Genomic DNA, 21,807 nt, shown 5'->3' with positions numbered 1-21,807 from the left:
AAGTCTATGGGGGCCCCGGGAAAGCGGGCCAGTGTCGCGCCCGGGGCGGTCGCACGTCAGTTCAGCGTGGGGTCGTCCGGGTACGTCGCGAGCAGTGCCAGCGGGCCGCGCTGGCGGCGCAGCACCGCACGCCAGAGCCGCTCCGGCTCGGGGCTGGAGATGTCGCCCGGCTCGCAGTCCACCAGGTACCAGGCGCCGGAGTCGACCTCCGCCTCCAGCTGCCCCGGCGACCAGCCCGCGTACCCGGCGAAGATCCGCAGCCCGCCCAGCTCCCCGGCCAGCACCTCGGGCGGCGCCTCCAGGTCCACCAGGCCGATCGCGCCGTGCACCCGCCGCCAGCCGAGCGGTTCGACGGTGCCCGGCTCCCCCGGCGCCACCGCCAGGCCGAGCGCCGAGTCCAGGGCGACCGGACCGCCCTGGAACACCACGGCCGGCGGACCGACCAGGCCGCCCCAGCCGTCCAGCACACTGCCGACCTTGACCGGCGTCGGTCTGTTCAGGACGACGCCGAGCGCCCCCTCGGCGTCGTGGTCGAGGAGGAGCACCACCGCCCGCGCGAAGTTCGGGTCGGTGAGCACGGGGGTCGCGACGAGCAAACGGCCGGTGTGGGACCGGCCTCCGTGCGAATGGGCCGCCGTCATGCCTCACATGATCCCGCAGAACCCCCGGGGGCGGACACCGCAACACGGAGACCGTCCGCACGGCCGCCGCCGCGCCGCGCGAACACCCGTACGGACGCACCGGCGGGCGCGACACCACCCCGAGAGAGCACCATCACGGGAGAGGCTCACGGGAACCACCGATACGCCCACTACCATCTACTGATGGTGGACGCCCTTATACGGTGCCGACTCGGTCACGCCGGGGGCCCGAACGCGCCCGTACGACCGGTCCACCGCCGGCTCCCGACCGGAGCCCCACCCACTCCTCTGGCACCCCGGATTGCGAGAACGATGACCGACGACGTCCTGCTGGTTCACGGCGGAAACCCGCTCGAAGGCGAGATCCGCGTCCGTGGTGCGAAGAACCTGGTCCCCAAGGCCATGGTCGCCGCCCTGCTCGGGCAGGGACCCAGCAGACTGCGCAACGTCCCGGACATCCGCGACGTCAAGGTGGTCCGCGGCCTGCTCCAGCTGCACGGCGTGACGGTGCGCACCGGTGACGAGGAGGGTGAGCTGATCCTCGACCCCTCCCACGTGGAGAGCGCCAACGTCGCCGACATCGACGCGCACGCCGGGTCCTCGCGGATCCCGATCCTGTTCTGCGGCCCGCTGCTGCACCGCCTCGGCCACGCCTTCATCCCGGGCCTCGGCGGCTGCGACATCGGCGGCCGCCCGGTCGACTTCCACTTCGAGGTGCTCCGCCAGTTCGGCGCCACCATCGAGAAGCACCCGCAGGGCACCTACCTGGTCGCCCCGCAGCGGCTGCGCGGCACCAAGATCGAGCTGCCCTACCCGTCGGTCGGCGCAACCGAGCAGGTCCTGCTCACCGCCGTCCTCTGCGAGGGCGTCACCGAGCTGCGCAACGCGGCCGTCGAGCCGGAGATCGTCGACCTGATCTGCATCCTGCAGAAGATGGGCGCGATCATCACCATGGGCACCGACCGGACCATCCTGATCACCGGTGTCGACGAGCTCTCCGGCTACAACCACCGCGCACTGCCGGACCGCCTGGAGTCCGCCTCCTGGGCCTGCGCGGCACTGGCCACCAAGGGCGACATCTACGTCCGCGGCGCCCGCCAGCTGGAGATGATGACCTTCCTCAACACCTTCCGGAAGGTCGGCGGCGCCTTCGAGGTCGACGACGAGGGCATCCGGTTCTGGCACCCGGGCGGCGAGCTCAAGGCGATCGCCCTGGAGACCGACGTGCACCCGGGCTTCCAGACCGACTGGCAGCAGCCGCTGGTGGTCGCGCTCACCCAGGCCACCGGCCTGTCCATCGTGCACGAGACGGTGTACGAGTCGCGGCTCGGCTTCACCGGCGCGCTGAACCAGATGGGCGCCCACATCCAGCTCTACCGCGAGTGCCTGGGCGCCACCCCGTGCCGCTTCGGCGCCCGCAACTTCCTGCACTCCGCGGTCGTCTCCGGCCCGTCCAAGCTGATCGGCTCCGAGCTGGTCATCCCGGACCTGCGCGGCGGCTTCTCGTACCTGATCGCGGCGCTGGCGGCCGAGGGCACCTCGACCGTGCACGGCATCGACCTGATCAACCGCGGCTACGAGAACTTCATGGAGAAGCTGCGCGACCTCGGCGCCCACGTCGAGCTGCCCAGCGAGCGGCTGGTCACCGCCTGACCGGCGGCCGTACCGACGGCGAGAGGCCGGGCTCCCCGAAGGGAACCCGGCCTCTCGGCGTTCAAGGGGTTGCTCAGGCGCCCTTGGCGGCTTCCTTGAGCTTGGAGCCCGCGCTCACCTTGGCGCTGTAGCCGGCCGCGATCTGGATCGGCTCGCCGGTCTGCGGGTTGCGGGCGGTGCGGGCGGCGCGGTGGGTGCGCTCGAAGGTCAGGAAACCGGGGATGGTGACCTTCTCGTCGCCCTTGGCGACGACCTCGCCGACGATCTCGGCGAAGGCGGCCAGAACGGCGTCGGCGTCCTTGCGGGTCACCTCGGCGCGCTCGGACAGCGCGGCCACCAGCTCACTGCGGTTCATGTGTACTCCTGTGGTCTGTTCGCTTGCGGTGTGCGGGGGCCCATCGGTGCTCCCTCCGGGGGGCACCCGGATAGGCCGCAGGTCCGCACACTGTGCTCATTCAGGCAATGCGTGGTCGCAGGCCGGGTTCGCACCCCGTGCCGCGGCGCCGGTGCCGTCGAAGGCCCGCCTGCCTGCCCGGATACGAATCCTGCCCCGTCCGGCCCCGAGAAAGCCAATCGGGCCCCGGCCGAGCCACCCGAACAACGCCCGCCCGCCGGAGGTGTGATGCTCCGTCGGCTCCGGCGGACCGGGCGCGGGCGGCGGTCGGGACGACACGCCGGAAGACCAGGGGGACGTTCCGTACTTGTCGGACACGCCTGCCCCGTGCAGGGCTACCGTACGCCCTAGGCACGACAAGCCCAAACACGCCCCTCGCCCTTGTGTCGCAAGGGTTCGGGGCGGGCTTGGGTGGGTAAGCGCGCTATTCGGTCATTTGACCGATCCGCGACACGCGCCGCGGGGCCGCCGTCAGAGCTTGACGGAGGGGAAGGAGGCGGTGTCGAGGGTGCCGACGATGCCCGGGGTCGGACGGGACGGCTCGCGCTCCTCCTGCACGCCGGCCAGCGCGGCGTCACGGACGGCGGCGGCCACCGTCTTCGCGACGTCCTTGTGGAAGACGCTCGGGATGATGTAGTTGGCGTTCAGCTCGTCGTCGGCGACGGTGGTGGCCAGCGCCCGGGCGGCGGCGATCATCATCTCGGTGTTGACCGTCCGGCTCTGGGCGTCCAGCAGACCGCGGAAGACGCCCGGGAAGACCAGCACGTTGTTGATCTGGTTCGGGAAGTCACTGCGGCCGGTGGCGACCACGGCGGCGGTCTGCCGGGCGATCGCCGGGTCGACCTCCGGGTCCGGGTTGGCCAGCGCGAAGACGATCGCGTCCGGCGCCATGGTGGCCAGGTCGTCGCCGTCCAGCACGTTCGGGGCGGAGACGCCGATGAAGACGTCGGCGCCCGCCACGGCCTCCTTGAGGCCGCCGGTGCGGGCCGAGCGGTTGGTGTGCTCGGCGATCCAGCGCAGCGAGTCGTTGAGGTCGTCACGGCCCTGGTGGACCACGCCCCGCACGTCCGCGACGGTGGCGTGCTCGACGCCGGCCGCCAGCAGCAGCTTGAGGATCGCGGTACCGGCGGCGCCGGCACCCGACATCACCACGCGGATCTCGGAGATGTCCTTGCCGACCACCTTGAGCGCGTTGGTGAGCGCGGCCAGCACCACGATCGCGGTGCCGTGCTGGTCGTCGTGGAAGACCGGGATGTCCAGGGCCTCGCGCAGCCGGGCCTCGATCTCGAAGCAGCGCGGCGCGGAGATGTCCTCCAGGTTGATGCCGGCGAAGCCGGGGGCGATCGCCTTGACGATGGCCACGATCTCGTCGGTGTCCTGGGTGTCCAGGCAGATCGGCCAGGCGTCGATACCGGCGAAGCGCTTGAACAGGGCCGCCTTGCCCTCCATCACCGGCAGCGCGGCGGCCGGGCCGATGTTGCCCAGGCCCAGCACCGCCGAACCGTCGGTGACCACGGCGACGCTGTTGCGCTTGATGGTGAGGCGGCGGGCGTCCTCGGGGTTCTCGGCGATCGCCATGCAGACCCGGGCGACACCCGGGGTGTAGATCATGCTGAGGTCGTCACGGTTGCGGATCGGCAGCTTCGAGGACATCTCGATCTTGCCGCCGAGGTGCATCAGGAAGGTACGGTCGGAGACCTTGCCGATCGACACGCCGTCGATCGTGCGGAGCTTCTCGACGATCTCCTCGCCGTGGGCGACCGAGGACGCGGCCACGGTCACGTCGATCCGCAGCGCCTCCAGGCCGGAGGCGGTGACGTCGAGGCCGGTGACCGAACCGCCGGAGGACTCGACGGCCGTGGTGATCGCACTGACGGCATTGCCCCTGGCCGGGACCTCCAGCCGCACCGTGATCGAGTTGGAGACACTGGGCACCGTCGCCATCGACGTTCCTTCTTCCGTCCTCAGTTGCTTCAACAGATTGTTGAAGGCTTCGCCTGCGCATGCTAGACCTCGATCGTCGCACCTACCAGGCTGAAGCCAGAAATAACGTTCATTGAGTGTGCGAAGTCGACAACTTCTTGCCTCAGCGGGCCGATGCGTTACATTGGACGGGACACCGGCTCGATCCAAGCCCCCGGGCCCAACCTTCGTCCCTTCGAGGGACCACTTGCCGCGAGGCGAGCATGGCGGGTCGGTGTCATTAACGTCTGAAGGCCCCTCACCGTCGGTGAGGGGCCTTCTTGCTGTACCGCCCGCCGTGACGGGCGGTCAGCAGGTCAGCCGTCCAGCAGGGCCGGCACGCCGTCAGCGTCCGGCAGGTCGTCAGGGCCGGAGAGCACGGTCAGCCGCTGGGTCGCCCGGGTCAGCGCCACGTAGAGCACCCGCAGGCCCGCCTCCGACTCACCGGCGATCCCGGTCGGGTCGGCCACCACGGTCGCGTCGTACTCCAGGCCCTTGGCCTCCAGGCTGCCCAGCGCCACCGCCCGCTCGCCCAGGCCCTCGATCCACCCGGCCGCCTCGGCCCGGCGGTCCATCGGCACGACGACCGCCACGGTGCCGTCCACCTCCCCCAGCAGCCGCTCCAGCTCCGCCCGGGCCGCCGCGCCGAAGGCCTCCGGCGACGGGTCCGTGACGGCCGCGAACCGCGGCTCCACGCCGACCCTGCGCACCGCGCTCGGCGACGGCGTGCCCGGCGCGGCCAGTGCCAGCACCTTGGCCGCCACCTCGGCGATCTCGGCCGGGTTCCGGTAGTTCACGGTCAGCGTGTAGCGACGGCGCGGCTTGCCGGACAGCACCTCGTCCAACGCCGCCTGCGCCTCCCCGGGGAACGGCCAGGAGGACTGCGCCGGGTCGCCGACGATCGTCCAGGTGGCCATCCGGCCACGCCGGCCAATCATCCGCCACTGCATCGGGGTCAGGTCCTGCGCCTCGTCCACGATGATGTGCGCGTACTCGGTGCGCTCCACCGGCACCCTCTCGCGCTGCCTGGAGTTGCGGTCCGCGAACGTGGTGACCTCGTCCAGGCCGCTCAGCAGGTCCACCGCGTCCACCTCGCGGACCTTCGGGCGGACCGGCTCGCCGAGCAGCACCTGGAGCTCGTCCACCAGCGCCACGTCGTGCGCCGACAGCTCGCCCTCGCCGCGCTCGGACAGGTGCCGCCACGAGCCGGCCAGCAGCCGGGCCTCCTCCGGGGTCACGGCGCGGCGGGCGATCCGGTTGGTGTGCCGGGTCTGCTTCAGCGTGCCGAGCACCCGGCGCGGGGTCACCGCGGGCCACCAGGCGTCCAGGAAGTCCAGGAACGCCGCCTCGTCCGAGACGTAGTCGTCGAAGGACTCCTTCTCCTCCTGGCGCTGCTCACGGGCGTAGTGGTCGGCCGGCTTCGGCAGGTGCCGGGTCGCCTCCTGCCAGAGCGCGTCCAGCAGCAGCCGGCGGGCGCGCGGGCGGAGCAGGTTCAGCGGGGTGCCGCCGGAGCCCACCACGTTGCCGCGCACGGCCTTGAGCCGGCCGGCGTCCAGCCGCAGCACCTCACCCCGGGCGACCACCTTCAGCTCCTGCGGCGCGCCGAGCTCCAGCGCCGCCCTGGCGGCCCGGCGCAGCAGCTGCACCATCCGGGCCGAGCCCTTGACCCGGGCCGCCTCCGGGGTGTCGTAGACGCCCGCCTCGATGCCGTCGACCAGGGAGCCGACCGCGCGGATGGCGACCTGGCCCTCCTCGCCGAGCGAGGGCAGCACGCCCTCGGTGTAGGAGACCAGCAGCGGGGTCGGGGAGACCACCAGGATGCCCCCGGCGTAGCGGCGGCGGTCCTGGTAGAGCAGGAAGGCGGCGCGGTGCAGGGCGACGGCGGTCTTGCCCGTGCCGGGGCCGCCGGTGACCAGGGTGGCCCCGGCCGCGGCGGCGCGGATCACCTCGTCCTGTTCCTTCTGGATGGACGAGACGATGTCGCGCATCGAGTGGCTGCGGGCGCGGCCGAGGGAGGCCATCAGCGCACCGTCGCCGACCACCGCCAGCTCGCGGCCGTCCAGGGTGGGGGTGAGGTCGGGGCGGAGCAGGTCGTCCTCGACGCCGACCACCTTGCGGCCCTTGGAGCGGATCACCCGGCGGCGGATCACCCGGCCGGGCTCCAGCGGGGTGGACCGGTAGAACGGCGCGGCGGCCGGCGCCCGCCAGTCGATCACCAGCGGGCCGTACTCGGCGTCCAGCACACCGAGCCGGCCGATGTGGAGGGTCTCGGCGACGGCGGGGTCGGCCGGGTCGAGCGGGGTGTTCGAGGGGATGCCGTGCTCCTCCGGCGCGTCGGCCTGCTGGAGGTCGATCCGGCCGAAGAGGAAGTCCTCGAACTCGTTGTTGAGCCGCTGGAGGTGGGCGCCCGCCCGGTAGACCTGGGCGTCGCGCTCGGCGAGCGCGCCGGGGGTGCCGACCTGGACGCGCTTGGCGGCGTCCTCCAGGATGTACTCGGCCTCGGCGAGCTTCTCCTCCAGGCGGTGGTAGACCGTGTCCAGGTGGTGCTGCTCCCCGGCGATCTCGCGCTCGCGGACGGTCTCGGAGTCGGTGGCGGCGGTGGTGTCCGTATTGCTCTGCATGGCCTCGGTGGTAGCGGCGGGAGTCCGGCTCTGGGAAACGAGCGGACGGAAGATCCTACGCCCCGCCGCTCCGTTGCGCCGCACCGGGAGGGGAAATCGCGAAGGCCGCCCTCCGCTGAGCGGTGGGCGGCCTTCGCTGTGCAACATGGGGTGGTGGAGATGCCGGGAATCGAACCCGGGTCCAGTGGAGTGGATTCAGGACTTCTCCGAGCGCAGTCCGCTGTGATTTTCTCGGCCCTGGCAGTCACGCGGACAAGCCGCCAACAGGCCCAGCTGCTGTTTGATTTCCCATCCACCCCCGCAGCCCGGGCGGACGGTTGAGTTCCCTAGATTATGCCAGGGTCCGGGTCGGGAACTCCCCGGTCTGACACCCAAGCACTCTTAGCTGTTATTAGGCAGCGAGAGCGAACTGCTGGGAATCGCGCTTAGTGTTGGCGATTATTTTTTTGCGACAGATGGTTAACGAGATCATTGCCGCGTTCCTCGGCTCGCTTCTCCTGTTTCGACTTCCCCTGTCGAAACCGATCATCCCCATGTTTTTTTGAGAAACAGCTCGGACGTTGCCGTCCGTGTTGCTGGCGCCATAGTACGCGAGGCGACCGGCGAGGGTCCAGCGGATTAACGCCGGCGTCGCCGGGTGTCAGCTCTGGCGCCGGCGCGCCGCCGCCACCGCACGGGCCGTCTCACGGGTGTCCTGCTTCTCCCGCAGCGTCTGGCGCTTGTCGTACAGCTTCTTGCCGACGGCGAGCGCGAGTTCGAGCTTCACCCGGCCGTCCTTGAAGTACAGCGAGAGCGGGATCAGGGTGTGGCCGGCGTCCCGGACCTTGGCCTCGATCTTGTGGATCTCCATCCGGTGCAGCAGCAGCTTGCGCTTGCGCCGCGCGGCGTGGTTGGTCCACGTCCCCTGGGTGTACTCGGGGATGAAGACGTTGTCGATCCACGCCTCGTGGTTCTGGATGTAGGCGTACCCGTCGACCAGGTTGGCCCGCCCTTCGCGCAGTGACTTGACCTCGGTGCCGGTGAGCACGAGACCGCACTCGTAGGTGTCGAGGATGGTGTACTCGTGTCGCGCCTTCTTGTTCTGCGCGATCAGCTTCTGTCCGGTTTCCTTTGCCATAGCGCGGCCATTCTCGCACCTCGGCCCGGTGCGGAGCAGCCCCTTTACCCGCGCGTCAGGCCCTCGCGCGCGCACGCGTCGGGCCCGGGCGCGTCAGGCCCGCGTCCCCAGGCCCGCCAGGACCCGCAGGGCCAGCTCGCCGGCGTCCTCGGAGCCGGACGCGGGCACGTCGGGGGTCAGGCCGGCGCCCTCCGGGGAGCGGCCCGCCGGGGTGTAGTAGCGGCCGACGGTCAGCTCCAGCACCGCGCCGTCGGCGAGCCGGCTGGGCTGCTGGACGGTGCCCTTGCCGAAGGTCCGGCCGCCCACCACGACGGCCCGGCTGCGGTCCTGGAGCGCGCCGGTGAGCAGCTCGGCGGCGCTCATGGTGCCGCCGTCCACCAGCACCACCAAGGGGGAGCGCTGGTCGCCGCCGGGCGGGGCGGTCAGCTCCCTGGTCCCGCCGCGCTCCTGGTACGAGCCGACCGGGCCGCCGTCCAGGAAGATCCCGGCGGTACCGGCGGCCTCCTCGACCAGCCCGCCGGAGTTGCCGCGCAGGTCCAGCACCACCCCGGCGTGCGGGCCGCGCACGGCGGCGCGCACCTGCTCGGCCACGCCGCTGGTGAAGGCCCGCACGGTGATCCGCAGGACCCCCTTGTCCAGGTGCTCGACCGCGACCTGCTGGCTGTCCAGCAGGGCCCGGCGCAACTGGACCTCGCGGATACCGCCGTCCCCGCGCTGGACGGCGAGGGTGACCTCGGAGCCGATCCGCCGCTCCCCCTCGCGCCCGCGCAGCCGGGCGACGACCTCGGTCACGGGCAGGTGGTCGGCCTGGTCCGGACCGACCCGCAGCAGCCGGTCGCCGGCGGCGATCCCGGCCTCCGCGGCCGGCCCGGCGGGCTGCACCTGCGAGACCTCGGTGACGCCGTCCTGCCCGCGGCCGACCGAGAGGCCCACACCCAGGTAGCGGCCGTCCAGGCCCTGGCTGAACTCGGCGTACTCCTGGGCGCTGTAGTAGGCGCCCCAGCGGTCGCCGTTGGCGCCGATCAGGTGCTCGGCCTGCTGCTCGGAGAGCGCCGCCCCGGCCGGGTCCTGGCCGGCCGCGACGCCGGCCGCGGCGGCCGGGGCCGCGTCCACGGACGGGCGGTGCGGTGGCGCGCTCGGGTCGCCCCAGGCTCCGGTCGCGGCGCCGGCCAGCAGCACGGCGCCGAACACCAGGCTGAGGGTGGCCGCCTGGCGTGCCCTGCGCGGAGTTTGCAGCATGGCATCGGAGTGTAGGCGCAGCACGTGACGCGGCGGGCCGGAACGGCTGACGGCGAAACGCCGACGGCCCCGGACGGCGCAGTGCCGTCCGGGGCCGCGGGGCGCCGGAGCCGGCCTCGGGCCGGACCTCCGGGGTGGCGCTAGACCTTCAGGTACTTCCTGAGGGTGAAGAACGCCGCGATGCCGGCCATGCCCATACCGACCACCACCAGCAGCGGTATCACCGCCAGCACCGAGCTGAGCCCGATGAAGTGGATGAACTGGACCCGGTCGGCCAGCCAGCCCTGGACGAAGAAGTGCCCGCCGAGGAGCAGCCCGGACGCCATCACCGCGCCGAGCAGCGCGGCGAACGCGGCCTCGGCGATGAACGGCATCTGGACGTAGAAGTTCGAGGCACCGACCAGGCGCATGATGCCGGTCTCACGCCGCCTGCTGTACGCCGACACCCGGACGGTGTTGACGATCAGCAGCAGGGCGACGAACAGCATCAGCACCATGATCACGAACGCCGCGGTCTGGAGGCCGTTCAGCAGGCCGAAGAGGTTCTCCAGGATCTTCCGCTGGTCCTCGACCGACTTGACGCCGGGCTTGCCGGCGAAGGCGCTCTGGATGACGTCGTACTTGGTCGGGTCCTTGAGCTTCACCCGCCAGGACTGCGGGATGGCGTCCGGGCCGAGGACGGAGATGAGCGGGTTGTCCGGGTTCATCTCCTTCCAGTGCTTGTACGCCTCGGTGGAGTTCTCGAAGGTCGAGGACTGGACCACCGAGTCCATCTTGTCCAACTGGGACTTGATGTCGGCGATCTGCGGGTCGGTGGCCGCGCCGTTCTGGCACTGCGGCGAGTTGCGGGCGTCCGACTTCGTGCAGAAGTAGATGCTCACCTCGACCTTGTCGTACCAGTACCCCTTCATGGAGTTGACCTGGTCACGGACCAGGAGCGAGGCACCGGCGAGGGCGAGGGAGAGCGCGACGCTGACGACGACCGCGATGGTCATCGTCAGGTTGCGGCGGAGACCCACACCGATCTCCGACAGGACGAACTGGGCGCGCATGCGTGTAACAACTCCAGGGTCGGTACTGGTCGGGCGGAACGGGCCGGCGGCCCACGGGTCAGCGCCGGAGGATCAGTGCTGGTACCCGTAGACGCCGCGGGCCTGGTCGCGGACCAGCAGCCCCTTGTCGAGCTCGATGACGCGCTTGCGCATCTGGTCGACGATGGCCTGGTCGTGAGTGGCCATCAGCACCGTCGTGCCGGTGCGGTTGATCCGGTCGAGCAGCTTCATGATGCCGACCGAGTTCTGCGGGTCGAGGTTGCCGGTGGGCTCGTCCGCGATCAGCAGCATCGGGCGGTTCACGAACGCCCGGGCGATCGCGACGCGCTGCTGCTCACCACCGGACAGCTCGCCCGGCATGCGGTCCTCCTTGCCGCCGAGGCCGACCAGGTCCAGCACCTCGGGCACCACCTTGTTGATGGCGCTCTTGGGCTTGCCGATCACCTCGAGGGCAAAGGCGACGTTCTGCGCGACCGTCTTGTTGGGGAGCAGGCGGAAGTCCTGGAAGACGGTGCCCAGCTGGCGGCGCATGTGCGGCACCTTCCAGTTGGACAGCTTGCCCAGGTCCTTGCCCAGCACGTGCACCTCGCCGGTGCTGGGGCGCTCCTCGCGCAGGCACAGGCGCAGGAAGGTGGACTTGCCCGAGCCGGACGAGCCGACCAGGAAGACGAACTCACCCTTCTCGATCTCCAGCGAGACGTTGTCCAGGGCGGGACGGTTCTGCTTGGGATAGGTCTTGGAGACGTTGTCGAATCTGATCACGGCTGCATCACGGAGGCCATCCTAGGCGGCGCCTGTCCTCGGTCGGTCCACCCCGGGCGCCCGGCCCGGGGACGGGCGGAGGGAGGGGGAAGGGCCCCTCCCGGCTTGGGACCATACGCGAAGCCGCGTCCGGCTCGCAGGGGCGGCCCGTGACAGAAGCCGAACCTTGGGGGAGAATGTCCGGTTATGCCCAGAAAATTGGGAGGCATCTCACAGCCCGGGGGCCGGAACGGCCAGAACCTGGCAGAGTGGAGGTGGCGGCCGAGGTTGGCCGCTCCCCCGCACAGGGCAAGAAAAGGAACCAAAGCCCCGTCCGGTGCGTTGGCTGTAGCAGCGAGGAGGAGATCGCATGACCTGCGACCATCTGGTGTGCGCCAACTGCAACGGCCGCGTGAGCGATGGCCGGTGCCCGGTGTGCCGCGCCAACCGTGCCCGGCTGCAGGAGCAGCAGGGGCCGTTCGGTGTGCTCTCCCCCGCCATGCTGCTTGCCCTGTTGGCCGGCCTGCTCGCGGTGGCGCTGATCGCCCGGCAGGCACTGGCCTGACCCCGGCAGACGTACGCGAAGGCCCCGACGGATCACCGTCGGGGCCTTTCTCGTGTCACGGCCACGGGTCACGACCCGCCTGCCGCCCGACCACTACTACTGCGCGGCGGTCTCGCGCTGCTTGCGCCACCGGATGCCGGCCTCGATGAAGCCGTCGATGTCGCCGTCCAGCACGCCCTGCGGGTTGCCGACCTCGTACTCGGTGCGGACGTCCTTGACCATCTGGTACGGGTGCAGCACGTAGGAGCGCATCTGGTTGCCCCAGGAGCTGCCGCTGTCCTTGAGCGCGTCCATCGCCGCGCGCTCCTCCTGGCGGCGCCGCTCCAGCAGCTTGGCCTGGAGGACGTTCATCGCCGAGGCCTTGTTCTGGATCTGCGAGCGCTCGTTCTGGCAGGAGACCACCACGCCGGTCGGGATGTGCGTGATGCGCACCGCCGAGTCGGTGGTGTTGACGCCCTGGCCGCCGGGGCCGGAGGCGCGGTAGACGTCGATGCGCAGCTCCGACTCGTCGATGTCGACGTGGTCGGACTGCTCGACGACCGGGAGCACCTCGACACCGGCGAACGAGGTCTGCCGACGGCCCTGGTTGTCGAAGGGCGAGATGCGGACCAGGCGGTGGGTGCCCTGCTCGACCGAGAGGGTGCCGTAGGCGTACGGGGCCTTGACGGTGAAGGTCGCGGACTTGATGCCGGCCTCCTCCGCGTACGAGGTGTCGTACACCTCGGTCGGGTACCCGTGCCGCTCGGCCCAGCGCAGGTACATGCGCATCAGCTGCTCGGCGAAGTCGGCGGCGTCCACGCCACCGGCCTCGGCCCGGATGTTGATCAGCGCCTCGCGGGCGTCGTACTCGCCGGAGAGGAGCGTGCGGACCTCCAGCTCCTCGACCGCCTTCATGACGGCGGCCAGCTCGTTCTCGGCCTCCACCCGGGTGTCCGCGTCGTCCTCGGCCTCGGCCAGTTCGAACAGGACGCCGAGGTCGTCGATGCGGCTGCGCAGGTTCTCGACCCGGCGCAGTTCACCCTGGAGGAAGGAGAGCCGGCTGGTCACCTTCTGCGCGTTCGCGAGGTCGTCCCACAGGTCGGGGGCGGCTGCCTCCTCCTCCAGACGCGCGATGTCGGCCCGGATCTTGTCCAGGTCGAGGACGGCCTCGATCGACCCCATGGTCGTTTCGAGGTTCTTGAGCTCTTCGGAAGGATCGACGGCTGCCACGCACCCAGGGTAATGCCCCCGGGGGGGCTCCTGGCGACACCGGGTGCCTCCGGTCCTTCGACCGGGCGCCCGCGATCCCCTACGGGGCCCGCTGCGGTGCGGAGTGCACCACCGGACGGGGCGGCTTCCCGGCGTCCGGCGCGGTGGCGGCGAAGGCGGTCCAGGCCGCGGCCGCACCGGCCAGCAGCAGGACCGTGGCCAGCAGGACGGCCAGCATCCGGCGGCGGCGCAGCAGTGCCTGGCGGTCCCGCCGGTGGGCCGCGGGGACGGTGCGCTGGGCCCGGGACTCGGCCGCGTAGGAGGCCAGCTCCTGGGCCGAGGGGCGGCGCAGGCTGGTGTGCGTGTCGCGGGTGGAGTCCGGGGCGGCGCCGGGCACGAGCGGGACGGCCGGGCCGCGGCGCCGCTTGTGGGTGCCGGGGCCGGCGTCCACCTCGGCGTACACGGCCTCGCCGGGGGTCAGCAGCTCCTCGGCCGGGGCCCGGCCCTGCTGCGGGACGGCCAGCACCGGGAGCCCGGCCAGCGCGGGCAGCTGCTCACGCAGCCGCGCGGCCAGCTCGGCGGCGCGCAGCCGGGAGGCCGGGGCCTTGGCCAGGCACTCGGAGATGATCCGCCAGAGGCCGTCCGGCAGGCCGGGGACCGGCGGCACCTGCTCGGTGACGTGGCGGCGCAGCACCGCGCCGGTGTGCCCGCCGCCGAAGGGGGTGGAGCCGGCCAGCAGCTCGTAGAGGACGGTGGCGAGGGCGTAGATGTCGACCGCGGCGCGCGGCTCCAGGCCCTCGATGATCTCCGGGGCGAGGTAGTCGGGGGTGCCGATGATCCGGGTCGCGCGGGTGCGGCGGGGGGCGTCGACCAGGCGGGCCACGCCGAAGTCGGTCAGCTTGGCGCGCGGGGCGCCGCCGGGGCCGGGGGCGGCGGCGAGGTCGAGCAGGACGTTCTCGGGCTTGACGTCGCGGTGCACGATCCCGGCGGCGTGTGCGGCGGCCAGGCCGTCGGCGACGTCCGCGATGACCGAGACGGCGGTCTGCGGGGCGAGGGCGCCGTCGCGCTCCAGGCGGGAGCGCAGGTCGGTGCCCTGGACCAGTTCCATCACCAGGGCGAGGTCGCTGCCGTCGACGACCATGTCGCGCACGCCGACCACCCGGGGGTGGTCGAGGCTGGTCAGCGCGGCGCGTTCCTGGACGAAGCGGCCGACCAGCACCTGGTCGGCGGCGAGGTCCTCGCGCAGCAGCTTGACCGCCACCGGGCCGTCCGGCCCCTCGCCGAGCCAGACCGTCCCGGCCGAGCCCCGGCCGATCACCTGGTGGACGGTGTAGCGGCTGCCGATCTTGCGTGCCAATGCTGCTCCGTGGGCGGCGGGAGCACACCGGGAGGGTCCGGAGCGCTCGGTGGGGCGGGACAACAGCGACCAACCTACGCGCCCGGACCCCCTTCGCGGGCCGCCTGAGGGGGTCCGGCGGGCACTGGCGGGCGATAAATATCGGAAATTGTCGACAAAGCGTCAATGTTGCTGCCGGGGCCCGGCATCCGGAGTGCGCGCCGGGCCCCGCACGCCGCTACTTCGAGCCGAGGACGCTGCTCACCCAGTCGCTCGCGCTGTTGAACCAGCCCTGGACGTTGTCCCAGTACTGCGGCAGCGGCGTGAAGTTCCACAGCGCCACCGCGGCGACGGCCAGCACCAGCAGGACCATCAGGCAGCCCTTCAGGCAGCCGAGGCCCGGAATGTACATCCGGTTGCGGCTGCGCGGGCGCCGCTCGCGGGGCGCCGCCTCCCGGCGGGCCGGCTGCGGCGGTGCCTCCCGGCGCTGCGGGGGCTCGCGGTGCTGCGGCGCGGGCGGCTCGGCGCGGCGCGGCGCGGGCTGCGGCGGCGCGGCCCGGTAGCCCTGCGGCGGTCCGGCCGGGGGCTGCTGCGGGCCCGGGCGGCCGTACGGCTGCGGGGCCTGGTGGCCCTGCGGCGGCCGGCCGCTCTGCGGGGGCTGGTTGTAGCCGCCGGGCGGCTGCGGGCGGCCGCCCTGCCCGGCCTGGAAGGGCGGCGGGGCCACCGGCGGGCGCTGGGCGTACCCGGGCGGCGGGGCCTGCCGGTACCCGCCCGGGGGCGCCTGCTGCGGCTGGTGGCCCTGCGGGCCCGGCGGACGGCCGCCCGCCGGGCCTCCCTGGCCGGCCTGGAAGGGCGGCGGGGCGACCGGCGGGGCCTCGAAGTCCTCCGGGTCGAAGTAGCCGATCTCGGTCTGCTGGTTGCGGTCGCGGGCGGCCCGCAGCTGGGTCTGCCACGGGTGCGGCGCCTCCGGCTGCGGCGGCCCGGACGGGGCCGGCGGCACGGCGGTGGGCGGCATCACCTGGGTGCGGTCCGCGGCGCCGTACGGGGCGGGCGGCGGCTGGGTGCCCATCACCGCGGTCGCGGCCGCCGGGTCGTACTGCTGGCCGGGCCGGACCGCCGGGCCGGACGGGAGCACCTGGGTGCGGTCCTCGGCGGGCGCACCGCCGGGAACGGCGGACGGCACCGCGGCCGGCTGCGGGTCCGGCAGCAGCAGCGCGCCCACCGCGAGCGCCGCGTCCACCGCGGCCGGCGAGGCGTGCACGCCGACCCCGGCCGCGACCACGCGCAGCGCGCGGGCCAGCGAGACGGCGCTCGGGCGCTGCGCCGGGTCCTTGCGCAGGCAGCGCTCGATCACCGTCCAGAGCGGGTCGGGCATGGTGGACGGGCGCTGCGGCTCCTGCGCCAGGTGCGCCTGGAGGATCGCCAGCGGACCGTCGCCCTGGAACGGCTGCCGGCCGGTGACCAGCTCGTACAGCATGATCCCGGCGCCGTACACGTCGACCGCGGAGGTCTGCGGGCGCCCCTCGGCGGACTCCGGCGCGACGTAGGCCGGGGTGCCGACGAACTCGTGGGTGCGGGTGATGCCCGGGGAGTCGGCGAGCCGGGCGATGCCGAAGTCGGTCAGCATCGGGTGCATCTGCTCGGTGCCGTCCACCACGATGGTGGCGAGCAGCACGTTGGCCGGCTTGAGGTCGCGGTGGACGACGCCGTCGGCGTGGCTGGCCGCCAGCGCGTCGGCGACCTGCGCCATCAGCAGCGCCCCGGCGATCGGGCTGAACGGGCCGTTGCCGCGCAGGTAGCGGGCCAGGTCGGGGCCCTCGACGAGGTCCATCACCAGGGCCAGCAGTTCGCCCTCGACGACCAGGTCGCGGACCTTGACGATGTTGGGGTGGGTCAGCCGCAGCAGCAGCGAGCGCTCGCGCAGGAAGCGCATGACCACGTCCGGGTCGGCCGCCAGCTCCTCGCGCAGCACCTTGATCGCGACCGGCTGCCCGGGCTCGCTGCCGGGCACCGCGACATCCGCGCGCACCCGTCCGCGCCAGACGGTGCCGGTGGCCCCCCGTCCGAGGGTCTCCTCAAGCAGATACTTGCTGCCGACTGGCCGCACCTGTCGCACTCCTCGCCGTGCCGCCCGCGCGGGGCGCTCCTCCGCCGGTGCGGTGAGCCTGCCGGGCCCGTGTTCCGGCCACTCTAACGGTGTCCGTTCGCGTTTTTGAGGCGACCGGCGAGGGGTTCGGCGCGGGTCTGGGGGACATCCCCTACGGGGTTCCCGGAGGCCGGCGGCCGGGACCGGGACGCCTCGGTTGACCTGACTCCCCGTCGCCCCCACCATGGCGATGATCGCAAGATCGTCAAATCCTGTACCGCGCGCGGACTGTCGGTGACGGATGGCAGGATGACACTCGCCACTCTTGTGGCCCAATGCCGTCGCGGCGGCCCGCAGGGCGTCAGGCGCCGGCGGGCAGGCAGCACGGCCCGGGCAACAAGCGTCGGTACCAGGCGTCACCACCAGCAGAAGGGACCGCGGGCGAGATGCAGATCCGGCTGACCGTCCTCCGACCGCGCAGCGGCCCGGCAGCCGCCGGATCCGCCATCCCCTACGTGGACGTGCTGGTCACCGCTCCCGTCGGCACCGCGCTCGGCTCCCTCGCGGGCGCCCTCGCGGGCGCCGTAGGCGTGCGCGGCCCACGGGCCGCCACCCACGTACACCTGTACGCCGGGGCGCACCGGGTGGACGAGCACACCCTGCTCGGCCACCCCCCGCTGCTCGACGGCGCCGTGCTCAGCCTCAACGAGCCCGACCCGACCGCCGACGACCCCGACGACGGCCCGGCCGCCGCCGAGCTGCGGGTGGTCGGCGGCCCCGACGCCGGCGGCGTCCACCGCCTGCACGGCCGGGAGATCCGGGTCGGCCGCTCCGGCGAGGCCGACGTCCCGCTCGACGATCCGGACGTCTCCCGGCTCCACCTCGCCCTCCACCTCGGCGAGGACGGCCAGGTCACCGTCCGCGACCTCGGCTCCACCAACGGCACCACCCTGGACGGCCGGATCGTCCCGCCCGGACCGGCCGAGGAGGCCGTACCGCTCGACGGCGCCGGCCTGCTGCGGATCGGCGAGTCCACCCTCCAGGTCGCCGCCCCGGATCTCCGGGACGGCTCCGGGGCGCCCGCCCGCGCGGCGCTCCCCGACGGCCACGGCCACCTCCAGCTCGCCCCGCCCGCCCCGGCCCGGCCCGCGCCACCCGTGGCCGAACCGCCCGCCGCCCCCGAGCCCGCGGCCGGCCGCACCCGCGGCCTGCTCTCGCTCCGGCTCGGCCGCGCCGCCGCCGAACCGCCCGGCCAGGAGAGCGCCGAGCGCCACCACGCCGCCGTCCGCACCCGGCAGGCCGCCGCCCAGCGCGAGCGCTTTCCCGACCTCGCCACCCTCCTGCTCAACGCCCTCGGCCCCGGCCCCCGGCTCTGGGAGCGCGGCCCCGGCCACCCCGACGCGCTCACCCTGCGCCTCGGCACCGCCGACCGCCCCGGCGGCCCCGGCACCTCCCCCGGCACCCTGCTGCCCGCCGTCCCGGTCACCCTCGACCTCCAGACCGCCGGGAGCCTCGGCCTCAGCGGCCCGCGCGAGCGCCTCGACGCGCTCACCCGCGCCGTCGTCGCCCAGCTCGCCGCCCTGCACCCGCCCACCGGCCTCAGCCTCGTCGTGGTCGACGCCGACCCGGCCCGGCCCGCGCAGGACCGCGCCGACACCTGGGCCTGGGCCCTCTGGCTCCCGCACCTGCGCCCCACCGACGGCCAGGACTGCCGGCTGCTGCTCGGCCTCGACGACGACCAGGCCACCGCCCGCCTCACCGAGCTCACCGCCCGGCTCAGCGGCCCGAGCGGCCTCGGCGGCCACCCCGCCACCGTCGTCGTGGTCGACGGCCGCCCGGCCACCGAGGCCGCCCGGCACGCGCTCGACCTGCTGCTGCGCCAGGGCCCGGCCGTCGGCATCTTCCCGGTCTGCCTCGCCGAGCAGCCCGAACTGCTGCCGCGCGGCCTCGGCGCCACCGCCCTGATCACCGGCGAGGTCGGCACCCAGCTCTCCCTCGACCGGCCCGTCGCACGCGGCCGCGAGACCCTGCACGAGGTCTCGCTGGACGCCGTCTCCGACGCCTGGGCCGAGCGGCTGGCCCGCGTCCTCGCCCCGCTGCGCGAGGCCGTCCCGGCCGCCCGCGGCCCGCTGCCCGACGCGCTGCGCCTGCTCGACCTGCTCCAGCTCGACACCGTCACCCCCGCCAAGCTCTCCGCCCGCTGGGCCGCGCACGCCGGCGGCATCGGCGCCGCCACCGCCCTGCTCGGCACCACCCGGGACGAGCTCTGCACCCTCGACCTGGCCGACCCCGAGCTCACCCTCCCCTCCCCCGACCCGGGCGGCCCGCACCTGCTCATCGGCGGCGGGCGCGGCTCCGGCAAGACGGAGCTGCTGCGCACCCTGATCGCCTCGCTCGCCGTCTCCGAGCGGCCCGAACGGCTGGCCGTCACGATCATCGAGGGCCGGGCGGTGGAGGACGGCCTGGACGGCTGCACCGAGCTGCCGCACGTCACCGGCCACCTGAACGCCGCCACCGACCCGCGGGCCGCACTGCTCGCCGCGGAGGCCCTGGAGGACGAGCTCGCCCTGCGCGAGCGGCTCTTCGACGGGCTGGACTTCGCCTCCTGGCACGCGGCACGCATCCTCGACGGGGACCGGGGCCTGGACGGCGAGCAGGACGCGGACCGCCCGGCCGTCCCGGTGCCCGCCACCGTCGGCGCGGCCGGCACCACGACCGCCGCCCGGGTCGTCCAGCCGCGCAGCGGCGACTCCCCCCGGCCGGCTCCCGCCGCCGCGCCGGTGCCCGCCCGGCTGGTCGTCGTGGTGGACGACTACGACGCCCTGCTCGCCCCCACCTCCCCGGCCGGCCGCCCGCTCGCCCGGGCCCTGGCCGCCGTCGCCCGCCGCGGCGGCCCGCTCGGCGTGCACCTGGCCGTCACCACCGGCCGCCCGGAGGAGAGCGCCGGCACCGAGGTCGACGAGGCCGCGCTGCTCCGGATCGCCCTGCGCACCGACGACCCCGCCGACTCGGACCTGCTGATCCACCTCGGTGACGCCGCCGCGCTCGGCGAGGACACCCCCGGCCGCGGCTACCTGCGGCTGCCCGACGGGGGCGTCACCGCGTTCCAGGCCGCCCGGATCAGCGGGCGCATCCCGCGCACCGCGACCCTGCGGCCGACCGTCGTCGCCATAGACCCGCTCCAGCTCGGTGCCCCGCCGGCCCGCCGGCCCGTCCGCGAGCTGGGCAACGGGCCGACCGACCTGGCGTTGCTCGCCAGCGCGCTCCAGCGGGCCGCCGGGCGCTGACACGCCGGGCACACCGGGTACCGGGGGCGGGCGCCGGGCACCGAAACGGCTGTGGGGCCCGCTTCCACCGGGCCCCACAGCTTTCTCCACGGTTCTTTCTCTACGGTTCTCTCTCTACGGTTCGACCAGGATCAGGCGTTCTTCTGCTTCGGCTCCTCGCCGGGCTGGTCGGTGACCGCACGGCCCAGCACCGCCGAGTGCCCGGCCACCGTGCCCGGCTTGCCCAGGTCGCTGCCCTCGCCGACGATGACCAGGCGCTCACCGAGGAACTCGTGGGTCTTCGGGTCGAAGATCCACTCGCTCCGGACGCCGCTGTCCACGTGCGCCACCGCCACGCCGTGCCGGCCCGACGCGTCCACCGAGTCGTCGACCACGGTGACCCCGGGGATCTTCGCCGCCGCCCGGTAGAGCGCGGCGCTGACCGTCGGCGGCGCCAGCTGCTCGCGCAGCAGGTCACCGATGGTCGTGAAGGCCTCCTGGTCAGGGGTCCTGCCCTGGCCCTTGGTCTCCGCGTAGATCTTCTTCAGCAGCGCGTCCGGGTCGGTCGGCAGCCCGGTCAGGTACTCGTACGTCGGCCCGTTCAGGGCCGGCTTGGTGGTCGGGTCGACCCACTCGCCGCCGTCGGTGCGCGGCGCGGGGCGCGTGTCCCCGGGCTGGCGGCTGCCCGGGTCGGAGAGCTTCCCCTTCCCCTCCTCCTTCAGCACGCCCCACTGGCTGCCGTCCACCGAGAGCCAGATCTGACGGCGGTGCGGCTTGTCGATGCCCGACTCGCCGGTGGCCAGGTTGACGCCGGCGAAGGCGACCAGGCTCTCCACGTAGACGAACTGCTTCTTGCCGGGCTTCGGGTCGGGCTTGCCCGCCGCGGTGTCGGCGGCCTGGGTCAGCAGCTGGACGGCGGCGACCGGGGCCGCGTTCAGCGTGTTGCCGTCGGTGGTCCGGCTCTGGGCCTGCTGCTGCTCCTGCTTCGGGCTGCCGTCGCCGCCCCCGCCGGTCAGCACCATCGCCAGCGCCAAGCCGCCCGCCAGGGCCGGAACCGCCACCCAGCCGAGCTTCCCGCGTCGGACCCGCGCGGGCTTCGTCTCCCGGATCTCACTCATCAGATGTCCCCTCAACAGCCGGTGGCGGTCGGCGGAGAGTTCGGGCCGCGCCGGCGCCGGCAGCAGCCGGTCCAGCTCCGCACGCTCGTGCTCGTTCATCGGTTCGTCTCCCGTGTCGACCGGGCCGCATCGGTGCGGCCACCCCGTACCTGTCCGACCTCCGCGCGGAGTTCCCGCCCGTTTTTCAGCTCCTCCTCGGCCAGCGCGCGAAGCTTGGTACGGGCGCGCGAGAGCCGCGAACGCACGGTGCCGATCGGCACACCGAGGGCCTCGGCGGCGCTCGCGTAGTCGAGGCCGGCCCAGACGCACAGGCCGAACACCTCCCGCTCGGCCTTCCGCAGGCGGGCCAGCGCCCGCCGGGCGGCGGCCAGCTGGGCGCTGTCGTCCAGCCGCCCGACCAGCTCGTCCGCGAAGTCCGGCACCACCTCGCGGGGCGGCAGCCGCTCCATCGCGGCCCGGTGCCGCCGGGCCGCGCGGGCCGTGTTGCGCAGCACGTTGGCCGCGACCCCGAACAGCCACGGGCGTACCGACTCGTCGCCCTCGTGGAGTTTGCGGCGCAGCCGCCACGCCTCCAGGAAGGTCAGCTGGACGACGTCCTCCGCGACCGCCCAGTCCCCCGACACCCGCACCGCGTACCGGTACAGGTCACCCGCCGCCTCGTCGAACAGCTCCCCGAACGCCCACTGGTCCCCATTCCTCAACCGGCCCCGCTGTGACAGCTCCACACCCCCACCTGTCCGCACCGCCCCGCCGAGTTCCCGCCGAGCACAGCACGGCGGGCCCGCGTCGAAGGACGCGGGCCCGCTGAAGGGGTCCGCTCGGCCGCCG

The 21,807-nt window shown here is 73.4% G+C and carries 16 protein-coding genes and 1 other RNA gene; 3 read left to right on the top strand and 14 right to left on the bottom strand.

What is annotated here, in order from left to right:
• Positions 1 to 56 precede the first annotated feature (56 nt).
• A complete protein-coding gene (locus C2142_RS24405; RefSeq protein ID WP_148644614.1) occupies positions 57 to 641 on the bottom strand; it encodes a YqgE/AlgH family protein in 585 nt (194 codons plus the stop codon).
• 312 nt (positions 642 to 953) lie between these two features.
• Between C2142_RS24405 and murA the strand changes: the two genes are divergently transcribed.
• Positions 954 to 2,294, top strand: a complete 1,341-nt coding sequence (gene murA / locus C2142_RS24400; protein ID WP_148644613.1) for a UDP-N-acetylglucosamine 1-carboxyvinyltransferase — start codon at positions 954 to 956, stop codon at positions 2,292 to 2,294.
• A 73-nt stretch (positions 2,295 to 2,367) separates the two neighbouring features.
• Here murA and C2142_RS24395 read toward each other — a convergent pair whose 3' ends face one another.
• The 8 genes from C2142_RS24395 to ftsE all read right to left on the bottom strand — a co-directional run bounded on the left by C2142_RS24395 (position 2,368) and on the right by ftsE (position 11,441).
• A complete protein-coding gene (locus C2142_RS24395; RefSeq protein ID WP_030059737.1) occupies positions 2,368 to 2,649 on the bottom strand; it encodes an HU family DNA-binding protein in 282 nt (93 codons plus the stop codon).
• A 510-nt stretch (positions 2,650 to 3,159) separates the two neighbouring features.
• Entirely contained in the window at positions 3,160 to 4,632 is a 1,473-nt protein-coding gene (locus C2142_RS24390) for an NAD-dependent malic enzyme (RefSeq protein ID WP_148644612.1), read from the bottom strand.
• Between the two features lie 335 nt (positions 4,633 to 4,967).
• Positions 4,968 to 7,271, bottom strand: a complete 2,304-nt coding sequence (locus C2142_RS24385; protein WP_148644611.1) for a UvrD-helicase domain-containing protein — start codon at positions 7,269 to 7,271, stop codon at positions 4,968 to 4,970.
• A gap of 151 nt (positions 7,272 to 7,422) precedes the next feature.
• Positions 7,423 to 7,804: a transfer-messenger RNA gene (ssrA, locus tag C2142_RS24380) on the bottom strand.
• Between the two features lie 107 nt (positions 7,805 to 7,911).
• Complete coding sequence (smpB, locus tag C2142_RS24375) at positions 7,912 to 8,388, bottom strand: SsrA-binding protein SmpB (RefSeq protein ID WP_148644610.1); 477 nt, start codon at positions 8,386 to 8,388, stop codon at positions 7,912 to 7,914.
• 93 nt (positions 8,389 to 8,481) lie between these two features.
• Positions 8,482 to 9,627, bottom strand: a complete 1,146-nt coding sequence (locus tag C2142_RS24370) for a S41 family peptidase (RefSeq protein ID WP_148644609.1) — start codon at positions 9,625 to 9,627, stop codon at positions 8,482 to 8,484.
• Between the two features lie 140 nt (positions 9,628 to 9,767).
• Positions 9,768 to 10,679, bottom strand: coding sequence for a permease-like cell division protein FtsX (gene ftsX / locus C2142_RS24365; RefSeq protein ID WP_148644608.1), 912 nt, complete (start codon positions 10,677 to 10,679; stop codon positions 9,768 to 9,770).
• A 72-nt stretch (positions 10,680 to 10,751) separates the two neighbouring features.
• Positions 10,752 to 11,441, bottom strand: coding sequence for a cell division ATP-binding protein FtsE (ftsE, locus tag C2142_RS24360; protein WP_148644607.1), 690 nt, complete (start codon positions 11,439 to 11,441; stop codon positions 10,752 to 10,754).
• A 349-nt stretch (positions 11,442 to 11,790) separates the two neighbouring features.
• On the opposite strand from ftsE, the gene C2142_RS24355 reads away from it, so the two are divergent.
• Entirely contained in the window at positions 11,791 to 11,985 is a 195-nt protein-coding gene (locus C2142_RS24355) for a hypothetical protein (RefSeq protein ID WP_148644606.1), read from the top strand.
• Positions 11,986 to 12,081: 96 nt separating this feature from the next.
• Here the strand turns inward: C2142_RS24355 and prfB are convergent, their stop codons facing one another.
• The 3 genes from prfB to C2142_RS24340 form a co-directional block, all read right to left on the bottom strand.
• Entirely contained in the window at positions 12,082 to 13,194 is a 1,113-nt protein-coding gene (gene prfB / locus C2142_RS24350) for a peptide chain release factor 2 (RefSeq protein WP_148644605.1), read from the bottom strand.
• 79 nt (positions 13,195 to 13,273) lie between these two features.
• The gene (locus tag C2142_RS24345; protein ID WP_148644604.1) at positions 13,274 to 14,530 is read right to left on the bottom strand and encodes a serine/threonine-protein kinase; all 1,257 of its coding nucleotides are present in this window, start codon (positions 14,528 to 14,530) and stop codon (positions 13,274 to 13,276) included.
• A 217-nt stretch (positions 14,531 to 14,747) separates the two neighbouring features.
• A complete protein-coding gene (locus C2142_RS24340; RefSeq protein WP_148644603.1) occupies positions 14,748 to 16,616 on the bottom strand; it encodes a serine/threonine-protein kinase in 1,869 nt (622 codons plus the stop codon).
• Between the two features lie 425 nt (positions 16,617 to 17,041).
• Here C2142_RS24340 and C2142_RS24335 point away from each other — a divergent pair, with 425 nt between their 5' ends.
• The gene (locus tag C2142_RS24335) at positions 17,042 to 19,882 is read left to right on the top strand and encodes an FtsK/SpoIIIE domain-containing protein (protein WP_148644602.1); all 2,841 of its coding nucleotides are present in this window, start codon (positions 17,042 to 17,044) and stop codon (positions 19,880 to 19,882) included.
• A gap of 131 nt (positions 19,883 to 20,013) precedes the next feature.
• Here the strand turns inward: C2142_RS24335 and C2142_RS24330 are convergent, their stop codons facing one another.
• Positions 20,014 to 21,078 carry a CU044_5270 family protein gene (locus tag C2142_RS24330; RefSeq protein WP_148644601.1) on the bottom strand — a complete coding sequence of 355 codons (1,065 nt, stop codon included), beginning with the start codon at positions 21,076 to 21,078 and terminating at the stop codon, positions 20,014 to 20,016.
• Positions 21,075 to 21,680, bottom strand: coding sequence for an RNA polymerase sigma factor (locus C2142_RS24325; protein ID WP_148644994.1), 606 nt, complete (start codon positions 21,678 to 21,680; stop codon positions 21,075 to 21,077). The genes C2142_RS24330 and C2142_RS24325 overlap by 4 nt, the downstream gene beginning before the upstream one ends.
• Positions 21,681 to 21,807: the final 127 nt, after the last annotated feature.

Origin of the sequence: Streptomyces sp. CB01881, from assembly GCF_002953255.1 — a bacterium.
Classification (GTDB): domain Bacteria; phylum Actinomycetota; class Actinomycetes; order Streptomycetales; family Streptomycetaceae; genus Kitasatospora.
This window is presented reverse-complemented; position numbering and strand designations above follow the sequence as displayed.